1 protein-coding gene is annotated in these 235 nt (G+C 61.3%); it reads left to right on the top strand.

Features of this window, described 5'->3' with window-relative positions:
- Positions 1-235, top strand: a 235-nt coding sequence (locus ACSZO4_RS26015) for a transketolase-like TK C-terminal-containing protein (RefSeq protein ID WP_437891953.1), incomplete at both ends; no start/stop codon positions are given.

Genomic DNA, 235 nt, shown 5'->3' with positions numbered 1-235 from the left:
CGTCAGAACCTGGCGCAGCAGGAGCGCAGCGCAGAGCAGCTGGCGAACATCGCCCGTGGCGGTTATGTGCTGAAAGATTGTGCTGGCCAGCCGGAGCTGATTTTCATCGCTACCGGTTCAGAAGTTGAGCTGGCGGTTGCGGCATACGAAAAACTGATGGCGGAAGGGGTGAAGGCGCGCGTGGTGTCCATGCCGTCGACCGACGCGTTCGACAAACAGGATGCGGCGTACCGTG

Source organism: Phytobacter sp. V91 (genome assembly GCF_965644225.1).
Lineage (GTDB): Bacteria > Pseudomonadota > Gammaproteobacteria > Enterobacterales > Enterobacteriaceae > CBFFRJ01.
This window is presented reverse-complemented; position numbering and strand designations above follow the sequence as displayed.